We start from the raw sequence: 13,253 nt of genomic DNA, 5'->3' as shown, positions 1-13,253 counted from the left end.
AATCTCCGGACAGGATTGGGGACAAAAACGTTCTCTGATTCGTTCTAAAACGAATTCAATATACGAGGTTCTATAGATTCGCCAATCGAAGCCTTCCGCAATTGAAAAAGTCTCCTGAGTGCAGTCTTCTGCCATTCTATAAAATTGTCGATGATGGTTCACGAGATGAATGCAGAATTCACTGGAATGGTACTCCGTTCGTATGACGCAATAGCTTTAACAATAGACAGCCCGGGTTTGCGCCCGGGCTGCATGCCTAAATTATAGTCAATGGGAAAAGGATTCAGGGCGACCAAACGGCCGTTGGATAAGGGGTCTGATCGTACGCGCTGGCCCAGTAGTAAGAATCGGCCATAATACGCCGGGGCAGAAAACCGATTTCCCCTTGAGCCGCCGATACTTGCTCGGACTGGGACTGAAAGAATCCTTCCGCATTCGTCATCGCATGGACGTACCTTCCAGCCATATGAGTGAAACGTCCGCTAACGTTTGCCGGAACGGGGGCTTTGGTTTCCATATCGACCACCTGCAGCGTGACGGAGGCTTTGCCTGCCGCATAGGAGATGTCCATTTGCCCAATGATCATGGGTTTCAGCGTGGAAGGCGCGGTTACGGCCGATACCGCCTCGCTAGGCAGCCCTTCATTCCCGCTGACATCCACCGCCGTGATCTTATAATAATAAGTCGTATCCGGCAGCAGTCCCTTGTCCTTGAAAACGAGCCCTTCGGAACTTCCGGCGTAGGTTTCAGGTCCAACCTCAAATGCAGGCTCTGTCCCCCGGTATATACGGTACTCATTCACTGCGCCGTTATCCTGTGCCATGCCATAGGTTATATCGATCCTTTGAAAATCAAAAGCGGTCGCCGTGACGGCCCCGCTGACCACGCCCGGAGGTTCGCGATCCGCAGGCGGAGCCCATTTGAAGCCGGCCGGTCCCCATTCGCTCGGAAAGTCAAGGAGCGAGGAGTAGTGATGAAGGGCAACGCCTCCGAAAGCAGGGTCTTCCGGAAAAGCGGCGTACACCTTTTTCAACTCCTGCTCCATAAAACAACGGCCCTCTTCGTGAAAGCTTATCGTTTCGGGATCGCCGCCATCGGCAATATCCTTCGTTTCGACCCCGATCACGACCGATTTGGGCTTTCCGATCCGGGATGCATAGGCCAGCTCGCCCATGGCATGGGCTATAATTCCTGCCGAACCGTCTGCCTGATCCCGGTAATCCATGATCGAGATGTAATCGGCGGTGTCCTGAATATGCTCGGACAACCATTTGGTCTCGCCGTTCCAAGGAATATCGGCGGCATCGGGAGAGGTGTCGTACCATCTCGGAATGGCGGCTCCCACGGGTAGGGTAAGACCCGAAGCCTGTTTTCGTTCCATAAGAAGCTTCAGCATGTCGAGATACTGGACTTGAACGGAAGGCTTCGCCGTCTTGAAATCAGGCAAAATATACGGCTCCGTATCCAGATTGACCCCGTCGAAACGGGCTGATTCCGGAGAGGCCAAGTTATAATTCAGCACCTTTTCGAATTCCCTTACGGCCTGGGCATGATAACGGCTGTAGGCCCCGAAGTAGGGAGGCTTGGTGCCGCCGGCGATCAATGCCTGAACGGAAAAGCCTTCGTTGTGAGCCCATTCCACGAAATGCCGGACCTCGGTTCGATAATCCTCCAGCATGTTCGCTCCGTGGTATTGGTCCACGCCCAAATATAAAGTCGTGATCGGGCGCTGGTTAAAGGTGGACGTATCCTTGGCCATGGAGGAGAGGACATGCCGGGCGTTCGGGTTCAGCACAAGGGGATAGGAGGCGTTCTCCCATATCCAGATCGCGCGATCCTGTTCCGGCAGCAATGGATTTTTATCATGTAATCGGCTTGCTTCCATATCCGTATCTGCCGCAGGTTCGGCATATACGCTGTCGGTTACGCTGCTGGGCTTCTTTAGCGGATTTTCCACGTCAATGTGGTCAGAAACCGCTTCGTTTCCATCTTGGCTGATTGATGCCCTTGAACCGGTACTTGCATAAACGGTTAAACTGTAACCCGTGTTTCCGTAAATATCCGTTGCCCTGGCTTCCAGGCTGTGAACACGATTTGCGGCTTGACGCGTATCCCAGCTGTATATGTATCCGCTGTTGGCTGGACGAGCCGGCTGCCATTCGCCCCCGTTGATGCGAAGCTGGACAAGCTCGATCGAATTTTTGCCTTCAACCGAGATTATGACGTTTACTTTGTTTTTAAGCAGCGTGTTCTCGGCAGGAATGGTAATCTGAACAAGAGGAATGTTCGCCTCGGGATTATCGATATTAAGATGGATAAAAGGGGACCAGACCCCGTACCTGGTCATCGCGTCTTTTGCCTTCAGTACAACCTCTGCCGTTCCGTCCATTTTGGTCGTATCCAGCTTGAAAGACCAGGTGCCGCCGTCATCGCCGTTCGGGTCATCCGTGAGTACGTCCGTCATCGTTATGCCGTTGACGATCAGCTCGATATCATATACGCCGGAGTATGTTCCCTGCAGCTCCGTCATGCCGGGGGCAATGATTTGACCCTCTTGATGGGAATCAATCGTGATCTGTGCTGCAGCTTTGGCAGGGGGCGAGGGAAGGCATGCCGCAACCAAAACCGCGACCATACATAAAAGCCCGTACTTTCGCAACCGTGATAACATCGTTTTTCACATCCTTGTCCATTTGATGTAAAATATGGTTGACCGTGAACAATGCTGCAGATGCTGGATTACAGAAAATGAGTTGTTGGTGCGATAAAAGCGCTTACTTTTTTAGATATTACGCAAATAGCGAAATAGAACTTTAAGGAGAAAAAACGGAAGAGTCTTTTTGAGGCGGAGTAATATAGTTTGTCGTTTTGAGGGACCATGCTTAAATGGTTATATCGATTAATAGAAAAGGCAGGGTACAAATGAAATTGAGTCCATGGTCAATCGAACAGAAAACATACCCTTTATCCGATGAGTTCAGGCTGCAGAAAGCAGATAAAGCGGAATGGGGGATATTTTGTTCCGTTTATTATAGTTCAGAGTATAACGGCTTTTTCAAAGAGCAAGTTTATGATTTCCAATTGAGAAGAGATCCTTTTTGGATATATAAAGGTGAAGATAAAGTGGGTGGCGTGGTCATAGAGCCCAATGTGCTATATCTTTTGTTCTTTATCCCGCCGTTTAACGAGGAAGGAATGGTTTTGAAAATACTGAAAAATGCCTTAATCCAATGGTCAGATTCATCAAAACCGATCATTGTCTATGAGATTTTGCCAGAGCAAGCGGATTTGTTCGCACGAGCCGGGTTTTGGCCCGATGAATTTCGATGCCGCTGGATGCAGCGTCCCACGGAAGCATTTACAGTGGATTGGGATGGTGAGCTTATCGTTATAGAACCGAAAATACGAACAGAGAATGAGGATAAAAAGTTAATAGACCAGGATGAAATTACGAAGTTTTTCTACGAATGCAACATCGGAAGGATTGATGCCGTAAGGAGAAAGCAGGAAACAGTGGATTCGTATATTTCGATGATTGGTTCTTATCCTTATCTAACGAATAAGGTCTGTTTGAATGCTTCGTCGTTAGTCTATGAAAAACAGACGAACAAGCTGGTTGGCGCCTGTTTGGTTTCCCTCGAAGGCACTTTTTCAGCCGTATATGAAATTGCAGTAATGCCGGGTTTTCATGGAAGAGGCATCGCTACTAAAATGTTGAAGCGAGCATTAACCGGCTTAAAAGATCACTATCCTGTGTTAAGACTCTATGTGATGCAGGGCAATACCGCAGAATCGGTTTATTACAACTTGGGGTTCATGCCGGGACCGCTGGAAGTGCAGAAGTTCCATCTCCCTCATAAAATGGATTGATGTCCCGAATTCGAAAACGTTACCGCGTGACTCTTCCGGCGCGCGGTGTATGGCTGCTGCACGTGGCACGAAGTCGAGGATAAGATGACGCGCCATACAGGGCCACGAGCAAACCATTAGGTGACAGCGGGCGTAGAAACCTTGACATCCGATGTCTGGTGTAACCGCTTCAAAAAAATCCGCTTCTCATTTGAGGGAGTTTCTGTTATGATCGCGGGGACTTATTAAACGTGTTTAATAAGTTTTAAAAAGAGGTGGTGAACAAAGTGAATGAGCATGTTACAGATCCAAAAGAGATGAAGAAAGCGATTCGGAGCGGCATCCGCGGGGCGCTTTTGACACAAGGAAGCGCAACGATTGCCGAACTGAGCAAAAAGCTGGGGCTCAGCTTTCCGACCGTCAGCAAGTTTTTGTCCCAAATGGAGGAGGAGGGAGAGCTTGCGTTAGCTGGAATGGATGATTCCAGCGGAGGAAGAAGAGCTAAACGTTATGTTTACAACCCGGAGTATATGCTGGGCTTGACTGTTTTTTTGGAGAAAACGGAAACGAATTACGCGGTATTCAATTGCTTGGGTGAAGTGAAGGCACAATTTCATAAGGCCAGCGTCCTGATGGAGGATCTTCAAAGCCTCGCTGAGCATATTGCAGAGATCATCGAGAAGTATCCGAGGATACGCTCCCTCGCTGTCGGCGTTCCCGCTTCGGTTCATGAGGGTCGGATCACTTATATCCCGGGTTATGAGCGGTTCGATCAAGCCGATGTGAAGGGATACTTGGAACAGAGGTTCTCCATTCCCGTCGCCGTGGAGAATGACATGAATGCTGCCGTCCTGGGCTATTACCATCGATTGGATCATAAAAATAATCCGTCCCTGGTCTACTTGTATTTCGGTCAGAACGGTCCGGGAGCGGGGATTTTGGTCAACGGAGACGTCGTGCGTGGGAGTACGTTTTTTTCGGGGGAGGTTTCATTTATTCCCCAATACGATGACCGGAATTTTCAGCAAGCTTTATACGATGGAAAGAAACCGGAACAAGCTTTTCTTCATGAAGAGGGGATGGATGCCGTCAGCCGGTTGGTTGCTTCTTTCGGGGCGATCCTTAATCCGAACCGGATTGTTTTTAACCGTGATGAAGTCAATCAGGCTATCCTGGACCGGATTGCAGACAGGAGCGCTGTTTATTTTCCGGCCCAGCATCTGCCCGAACTTATCGTTAGCGATTGGAAACTGGACTATATCCAGGGTTTGCAGCATCTTGGGCTTAACCTCATGATAACTGAACCGGGCATATAGACGAGAGTAGGAGATTTTATTTATGGCTACCTTCTTTTTATTGATTATCTATTTGGCTTTTATCAGCTTGGGGCTCCCCGATTCAATGCTGGGCTCCGCATGGCCGGTCATGCAGCCGGACTTTCAGGCGCCGCTTGAGACGGCAGGCCTTCTGTTCATGATTATCGCCTCCGGCACGATCGTATCGAGCCTGGCGAGCGGTGCCATACTGAAGCGCTTCGGTACGGGTAAAGTAACGCTTGTCAGCTGTATCATGACGGCAGCGGCTTTGTTGGGTTTTTCTTTTTCACCGTCCCTGGTTTGGCTGATCGTTTGCGCGATCCCTTTGGGATTGGGCGCGGGAACCGTCGATGCCGGGTTGAACCATTACGTGGCGGCCCATTATAAGGCGCATCACATGAGTTGGCTGCACTGCTTTTGGGGAGTAGGCGCAACGCTTAGCCCCATGATCATGGCTCGGTTTATCTCCGGAGAATCTTCCTGGAGAGGCGGTTATCTGGCGGTTTCCGGCATTCAATTCGCGCTGGTCGTCATTCTGTTTCTTACCTTGCCTTTATGGGACCGGGTAGCAGCAAGCCGCAGTACCGGATCAAATCAAGAGCGGGAGGATCAGGAAGGCTTGAGCGTCGAGGATGGAGATGAGCCGCGCAAGCCATTGCAGATTAAGGGAGTAAAGCTGGCTCTCGTCTCCTTCCTGTTCTATTGCGGCGCCGAAGCGACTGTGGGTCTATGGGGAAGCAGCTTTTTGGTAAACGTGAAAGGCCTTACTGCAGCTACGGCGGCGCAATGGGTCTCGTTATATTTTGCGGGCATCACGATCGGCAGGTTTATTAGCGGATTTATCACGTTCAAGATAAGCAACAAAGCCCTGATCCGGAGCGGGCAGATCACGGCTTTGGCCGGATCGGTGCTTCTCGTTTTGCCGCTGCCGTCCGGTTTTTCGCTTGCGGGCTTCATGATCATCGGTTTGGGTTTGGCTCCGATTTATCCCTGCATGCTGCATGAAACCCCGATCCGATTCGGGAAAAAGCATGCTCAAACCATCATGGGCTACCAAATGGCGGTGGCCTATACCGGCAGCACGCTGATGCCGCCCCTTCTCGGCTTTTTGGCTTCCCGCTCAACGATCGGGATATTCCCGCTGTATATCATTGTGTCCGCAGCAGCCATGTTCCTGTTTTCGGAGAGACTGAATGTATTTATGCGAAAGAAGAACGGAAAATTTTCAGAACAAGCTCTTGATGCGTAAAGGGAATTAAAGGTTGAGCTTTAGGAAGAACAGATGGGTTGAGTATGTTGAATTTGAACGTAGAATATTTGGTCAGACGCTCCATTTCCTTAGGTAATTGACTGATCCCCAAGGGAACGCCTTACACTGTAATCAGGAGGTGTTAGGGATGCATGTAAACGAGATTTGCAGGCGGACGGGTTTGACCAAAAAGGCGATCGCGTATTATCAGTCCAAGGGCTTGGTGTCGCCTGAAATCAGCGAAAACGGATATCGAATCTTTTCCGACGCCGATCTGTCTATTTTGAAAGAAATCGCCTTGCTTCGAAAACTGGATTTAAATACCAAGGAGATTAAACGGGTGCTGGAGAGCAAAGAGAAGAAACGCACCCTGTCCACGATTAAACAGGCTAAGGAGATTCAGGTTAAAGCCCATGTATCCCGCCTCGGATTGATGGAACGGCTGATCGATGGCGAGGACGTATATGAAATCGAAGACGAACTCAATCTGTTGGATCAACAAACGACCATAAAGGAAAAGCTCGTCAGGGCGTTTCCGGGATATTTTGGGAGATACGTGAGTTTTCACTTCGGCCAGTTTCTTAACGAACCGATCAAAACAGAGGAACAAAAAGGATTGTATGACGAAATGGTTGATTTCCTGGACAATATGGATTCCATCGCGATCCCGGAGGAGCTTCAATCGATTTTGGACGAAGCGGATCCTGCTATGGACCAGGAGAACGTCGAAACCCTTTCCACGGCTATGAGAACGGCTTTTCATGATTTTGATACGTTTTGGGAACAGAACAAAGATGATATTACCCAATATGCGGAATTCAAAAGGTCAGAGGAGTACCAAAATTCGAACATGGCAAAACTCCAGGAATTATTTCGAAAGTTTGGCGAAAATAGCGGCTATTATGATCGTTTCATTCCGGCTATAAGGAGATTAAGCCCGGCCTATGATGCATATTACACGCAGATGCTTAAAGCCAATGAGAAATTGCTCAACAAATTACCCGATATGGGGAATCTCTAATCCGGAAAGAAGGAAGGTTGCATATGAAAATCGAACATTTAGCCATATGGACTCGTGACCTGGAAGCAATGAAGGCATTTTACATGAAATACTTTCATGGGGTTCCGAATGATAAATATACGAACGAGGCCAAGGGATTTGAGTCTTATTTTGTGTCCTTCGAAAGTGGTGCAAGAATCGAGCTGATGCGGAAACCCGGCTTAATGGATCAAGCGGACAGAATCAATTTTATGGGGTACGCACATCTTGCTTTTTCGGTAGGAAGTAAAGACAAGGTGATTGGGCTGACGGAAACGTTGCGAAAAGACGGGTTCACCATTTTCAGCGAGCCGAGAACGACGGGGGGATGGTTATTTTGAGAGCGTTGTTCTGGATCCGGAAGGCAATTTGATTGAAATTACGATTTAGGGTTTTGCGGCTTATTACTGTTGATACTTATGTAGATTTTTATTAGATTCATATGTAGAATCTCATGGTGGATTTTTATGCAGATGATCTTGGAGGTCTGGGATATATGAACATTTGGCCGAAACCTTTGCTGGAACCGGAGGCATTAAAACGGCGTTTGATGGCTTTGAGCGCGCTCGATATCATTCTATGTCCCGAGGAATGGCTGCGCAGATACCGTTTTGATCCGAAATGGGGAGAGGACGCCGCTTTAGCAAGCATCGATAATGGTGCGGGCGACGATGGGTTTATCGTGTTCGCGCCAGAGGGCGTCATAATCAAAGGGTTTGATCATGAGTCGGACATGAGTCCCCATGCCAGGGATGATGATGAGGTCTGGCCCGGCATATATGATCAGACACCCGATTCATTGCTAAAACGGCTTGATGACGAGGCCTTAAACAAGGAAAACGCCACCTTCTGTATATGGCGGGTATCCGGCGATTCGGCGTGGAGAACAGGGGATGTTAAAAATTCCCAGATCCTGGATGACGGCTCCGATTTTTTGCTGGGCATGATTTATGAAACGCCGGAGGATTATGTCGAGTGGGCCGAGAGTTATTATGAGATGAAGGTTTCGAACGATATTGTCGGGCAAATCTATAGCGGTGGCAAGGTCAGCGAGGAAATGGTCAAAAAGCTGAATCCGGATGTGGCATCGGCAATGGGGGAATTGCGTCAAGTCGGGATAGCGACCGAGGTTGATTCTTAAGCGATGGTCAGCGGGTGCCTTTCAGGGCGTGAGTTGCGGCGCTGTGCTGTGCTTTTTGCTGTCTGGTATTGGTAACTTGATTAGGTAATGAAGGAAGGAACACATCATGGATAAACTATCGATTGGCCGCATGGCGGAACTGAACCATACATCGGTGCAGACGCTTCGTTATTACGACAAGCTGGGACTTTTAAAGCCGGAGTTCGTCGATGAGGAGACCGGTTACCGTTACTATTCGATCAAACAATGTGCGAGGCTGGACATGATCCATTATATGAAGGTTTTGGGCATGTCCTTAGAGAACATCATGGCTTGGTTCGACAGTGAAGACATAACCTCCATTCCCGTGATGCTGCACCAGCAGGCCATTCTTATCGAGCAAAAACGCAAGGAACTCGAGCAGATGGACAAAGCGATCCAGCTCAGTATTCGGAATTACAATACATATATGAATGCGCCGGAAGACGGAAGCATCATGCTTCAGCATATCCCGGCTCGAAAAATTTACTGCTACGACAGCGAGGTCAACATCTACGAACATCCGCTAGAAACGTATGAATATATTTTGAGGGAGCTTCGTAACCAGGCAATCGTCAACCATTTGCCGATGGCCTATTTTTGCAATGTCGGCTCGATTATTCGCCGGGAGGCATTGGAACGGGGACAGTTTGTCTCGACGGAGGTGTTTTTGTTTGTTGACGAAGATTTTGAGATGCAAACCGGGGTGGAGATCATTCCGGAACATGAGTATGCGTGTATTTATTGCAGCAGCTTTTTTCAGGAACGGGAATATGCCGAACGGCTGCTGAACCATATCAGAGACAAGGGTTACGAAGTGATTGGCGATTATATCTGCGAGGTGGTCGTGGAGCTGCCGGTTTTCCATACCGATGAACGAAAAATGTTCATGAAGCTGCAGGTTCCTATAACAAAACCTTGAATCGAAGCCATTCCCGGGTGAGCGACCGCGATTATAAGGTAGATTTTCTTGCGATATAGAATTCTATCAGCTTCGCTGATAACTTATCAATTCTATATCTATAACAAAACCTCAATCGAAGCAATTTCCCGATGAGCGACCGCGATTATAAGTAGGCTTTCTTGCGATATAGAATTCGCATCGGCTTTGCGTATAACTTATGAATTCTATATCTAGAAGGAAACGTCTATCGACGAATGCTCCAAGAAGACAGACCGTTTTAACGATAGTTTCTTTTACGATATCAGGATGCGTTTTCCTTGAAGTTTATACTTGCTGAAATCACGGAAAAGGATTGACTCTATAGCTACTATAGAGTTTATGATAAGGACATAGGAGCTCCTGGAATATGTTGCAACAAGATATATGTGAAAAAAATAACAATATCTGTGGGAGGTTGTCCATCATGAAAGAGAAAATTAGAGTGATTCAGTATGGCTGCGGGAAAATGGGTTTGTTTTTCCTAAGATATTTGCATGAAAAAGGCGCGGAAATCGTCGGAGCGATCGACGTGAATCCGAGCGTTGTCGGCAAGGACGTTGGCGATGTGGCGGGATTGGGCATGAAGCTGAATGTACCTATACGTTCCGATGCCGAGCAGGTGTTCAAAGAGTGCGATGCGCAGGTTTGCATCATATCAACGACCAGCTTGATGGCGGATACCTATGCAGCGTTCGAGCTGGCAGCCCGTCATGGCGTCAACGCGATCAGTACATGCGAAGAAGCCTTCTATCCGTGGACAACCTCCCCTGCATTGACCAGCCGTCTCGACCGGTTGGCGAAAGACAACGGCTGTACTTTGACAGGCTCCGGTTATCAGGACGTATTCTGGGGCAATCTCATCACCGTACTGGCTGGAGCGACTCATCAGATCACGAGAATCGAAGGCAAGTCGAGCTACAACGTTGAGGAATACGGCATTGCGCTTGCGGAAGTGCATGGGGCCGGCCTGACCTTGAAGGAATTCGAGGAAAAAATCGCGAGCAACAACGATCTCCCGTCCTTCATGAGAAATGCGAACGAATGGCTCTGCTCGCAATTTGGCTGGACGATCAAATCGATGGAACAGCAGCTTGTGCCGATGACGCATGACAAGGATCTGCAATCCACGACGCTCGGCCGCACGATTCCCGCAGGCGATGCCACCGGTATGTCCGCTGTTGTCACGACGGTGACCCATCAAGGTCCGGTCATCGTGACCGAGTGCATCGGCAAAGTGTATGCCGAGGATGAGGTGGACCATAACGACTGGGTCATTCAGGGCGAACCGAAAACCGAGGTAAACATCTCCTGTCCTGCCACGGTTGAGCTTACGTGCGCGACGGTGGTCAACCGGATCCCCGATCTTCTCCAGGCCCCGGCCGGTTTCTACACCTCCGAAAAAATGCCGCCAGCCCAATACCGGACGTATCCGCTACATTATTATGTTAAGTAAATTGATAGTATATCAAGGCGACAGCTGCTGGCTGTCGCTTTTTTGATGTAAAAGGGGAGAGAGGGTATTTTATGAGGCAGGTTGGAAGGACGGCTATCTAGTTTAGGATTTTACGCTGCTTATTGAAAACCCGCTAAAGTACAGGAAAATATTCGTAAATCTAGTGTTTATGAGGTGTATTTACGAAGTTCGGCAACAAGCGTATTATTGAGGTATTCACGAACTTCGTGAATATGGAGTTATACGAAAGTCGGAAGTGCGAAAACCAATTTATCTGTAAGGTGTGATGATTAGATGTTAAAGGCTATCCATGAATACCCTAAAGATAAGAAGATTGCTGGGATCCATAGTCTACCTATTACCGAAGATGGATCTGTGATATTTGTTTGGGATATTAATGAGAAAACATTGACTACTGTAGGTGGAAGGATTGAAGAGGGCGAAGATCTAAATACAGCACTCAATCGTGAAACAATCGAAGAAGCGGGTCTTGTATTAGAAAAGCATAGAATACCAATAGCTTCATGGTATTGGGAATCTACTGATACGTATACTGTATTTGTAGTTGCTCGAGTCAAACAGTATTTACCTGTACCTGAAGGCTATGAAACTTCAGGCAGGGTCGTGCTAAATTTCGAAACTGCACGGCAGCTTATTACAAAACTTGAAGGCGTCGGTCATCGAACTGAACTATTAAGTTTAGCTGAACAAGAAAGCAAGATATTATTGAAAACAAGAACAAAGGAACCGTTATATAAACTCAAAGACAAAGAGAGAAACCGTCTATTATATCCTAATTTACTTAATGATCGATTTAGAATAATTGGCAATCATACAATAATTCACGAATCATATGAAGATGTACTAATACAGATAGAATCATTAGGTCCAGGGTTTACTGGAGACTATATCTATGTTTCACGTAATGATATTCAAAGATTGAAGGATATCTAATAAGAGTATTTTGTGAGTGTATCAGAGAAGCATCGACCTTCGTATAACATCATATCCACACTTCGGAGCCTGATGGCTCCTCGGTCCGCTCGAGGAGATTGGCAGGGAAGAGGAATCAGGCGGACACATCCGCACCGACTAACCGCATCGCGGCCGCTCCCGATGGTCGCTTAAGTCGGTGGGACGTCGTGGATACAGGAACGTTAGTCGAAATTATTCTTGAGGAGGACGATAGATGTATATCAAAGAAGTAGTAAATGATATGGAAATACGTCACTCAAAATCATTAGAAGCTCACAAATTAATGGTCTTAGAGCTGGATAAATATTTGTTAGGAGGCGAAGTTCCAAATAACTTGTTATCGCATACATCTCTTTATTTTCTAGCTAAGTTCCATAAATCAATGCTGTCGTTTCGGCTACTAGTAGTTTCGGGATTTAATGAGGATGCAAGCGTTATTCTCAGAACAATGGTCGAAATCGCCATTGTTATTGCATACATATCTAAAGAACCAGAAAAAAAGATTGGACAGATTTATTGAATATAGGCATATAGCAGAACATAGGTTGCTTGAAACTATTGAGAAACATTACGGTGGTTCTAAAATAGATGAACAACGTCGCAATAAAATTAAAGAAAATTATGAAGCGACTAAAAGCAATTATAAGAATAAATCTCAATGGTCTGAAATTTCTATTGCAGATATGGCTAAAGATGTGAATATGGATTTTTGGTATGAAGCAGTTTATAAACTTGATTCAAGTTATGTGCATTCTAATATAACTGCATCTAAAGGTTTTATGTTCGACGAAAATGATGAATTATCAGTAGCCGTAGGCCCCTTAATTTTTTTCAGCAACTGACATTTTGTCTAAGTCATGTGAACTTTCAAGGATAGTATTATATATTTCTTTGAAAAACATGAATTTGAATACGGATGAATTAATGGAGAAGTGGAATAAATGCCAGAAATTAATTCGAGAAGAATTTGAAAGAGTGCGCGAAGAAGCAGAATAACTTCGACTAAACCAGCTAATCAAAGTCAAGTCTTCGATAAAATAATCTTTGTCATTCCAAAATTGTACATACTTAAATAAACCTACCCATGAGAGCAGACGAAACTGGAATTAGAATCCAATTTAAGAGTTTAATGAGCCTGAAATGCCGATCCTGAGTTCCACATGCCAAAAATAATGCGTAAAAGCTTATGAGAAGCAGCGACAATTGCGACTTTTGCCGGTTTGCCTTCGTCTCGTTTTTTGCTGATAGAATTGAAAGAGAGTCGAATTTC

11 protein-coding genes and 1 pseudogene are annotated in these 13,253 nt (G+C 46.8%); 11 read left to right on the top strand and 1 reads right to left on the bottom strand.

The window, feature by feature from the left end; translation table 11 throughout:
- Positions 1 to 283 precede the first annotated feature (283 nt).
- Complete coding sequence (locus XI25_RS10450; protein ID WP_046678543.1) at positions 284 to 2,671, bottom strand: Ig-like domain-containing protein; 2,388 nt, start codon at positions 2,669 to 2,671, stop codon at positions 284 to 286.
- Positions 2,672 to 2,922: 251 nt separating this feature from the next.
- Here XI25_RS10450 and XI25_RS10445 point away from each other — a divergent pair, with 251 nt between their 5' ends.
- From XI25_RS10445 to XI25_RS10395, 11 genes and pseudogenes are all read left to right on the top strand, one after another.
- Positions 2,923 to 3,870 carry a GNAT family N-acetyltransferase gene (locus XI25_RS10445; RefSeq protein WP_046678542.1) on the top strand — a complete coding sequence of 316 codons (948 nt, stop codon included), beginning with the start codon at positions 2,923 to 2,925 and terminating at the stop codon, positions 3,868 to 3,870.
- A gap of 296 nt (positions 3,871 to 4,166) precedes the next feature.
- On the top strand, positions 4,167 to 5,165 hold the full coding sequence (locus tag XI25_RS10440; RefSeq protein WP_046678575.1) for an ROK family transcriptional regulator: 999 nt from the start codon (positions 4,167 to 4,169) through the stop codon (positions 5,163 to 5,165).
- 22 nt (positions 5,166 to 5,187) lie between these two features.
- Positions 5,188 to 6,414, top strand: coding sequence for an MFS transporter (locus XI25_RS10435; protein ID WP_046678541.1), 1,227 nt, complete (start codon positions 5,188 to 5,190; stop codon positions 6,412 to 6,414).
- A 148-nt stretch (positions 6,415 to 6,562) separates the two neighbouring features.
- Positions 6,563 to 7,435 carry a MerR family transcriptional regulator gene (locus XI25_RS10430; protein ID WP_046678540.1) on the top strand — a complete coding sequence of 291 codons (873 nt, stop codon included), beginning with the start codon at positions 6,563 to 6,565 and terminating at the stop codon, positions 7,433 to 7,435.
- Between the two features lie 23 nt (positions 7,436 to 7,458).
- Positions 7,459 to 7,843: pseudogene (locus XI25_RS10425) on the top strand (VOC family protein).
- A 106-nt stretch (positions 7,844 to 7,949) separates the two neighbouring features.
- On the top strand, positions 7,950 to 8,594 hold the full coding sequence (locus XI25_RS10420; RefSeq protein ID WP_046678539.1) for a hypothetical protein: 645 nt from the start codon (positions 7,950 to 7,952) through the stop codon (positions 8,592 to 8,594).
- 106 nt (positions 8,595 to 8,700) lie between these two features.
- The gene (locus XI25_RS10415) at positions 8,701 to 9,534 is read left to right on the top strand and encodes a MerR family transcriptional regulator (protein ID WP_046678538.1); all 834 of its coding nucleotides are present in this window, start codon (positions 8,701 to 8,703) and stop codon (positions 9,532 to 9,534) included.
- Between the two features lie 445 nt (positions 9,535 to 9,979).
- Complete coding sequence (locus XI25_RS10410; RefSeq protein ID WP_046678537.1) at positions 9,980 to 11,008, top strand: NAD(P)H-dependent amine dehydrogenase family protein; 1,029 nt, start codon at positions 9,980 to 9,982, stop codon at positions 11,006 to 11,008.
- Positions 11,009 to 11,302: 294 nt separating this feature from the next.
- On the top strand, positions 11,303 to 11,962 hold the full coding sequence (locus XI25_RS32080; RefSeq protein WP_082112315.1) for an NUDIX hydrolase: 660 nt from the start codon (positions 11,303 to 11,305) through the stop codon (positions 11,960 to 11,962).
- A 235-nt stretch (positions 11,963 to 12,197) separates the two neighbouring features.
- Positions 12,198 to 12,503 carry a DUF5677 domain-containing protein gene (locus tag XI25_RS10400; RefSeq protein ID WP_046678536.1) on the top strand — a complete coding sequence of 102 codons (306 nt, stop codon included), beginning with the start codon at positions 12,198 to 12,200 and terminating at the stop codon, positions 12,501 to 12,503.
- A 25-nt stretch (positions 12,504 to 12,528) separates the two neighbouring features.
- Positions 12,529 to 12,825, top strand: coding sequence for a DUF5677 domain-containing protein (locus XI25_RS10395; RefSeq protein ID WP_046678535.1), 297 nt, complete (start codon positions 12,529 to 12,531; stop codon positions 12,823 to 12,825).
- Positions 12,826 to 13,253: the final 428 nt, after the last annotated feature.

It is taken from the genome of Paenibacillus sp. DMB20 (assembly GCF_000987955.1).
Lineage (GTDB): Bacteria > Bacillota > Bacilli > Paenibacillales > Paenibacillaceae > Paenibacillus_AQ.
This window is presented reverse-complemented; position numbering and strand designations above follow the sequence as displayed.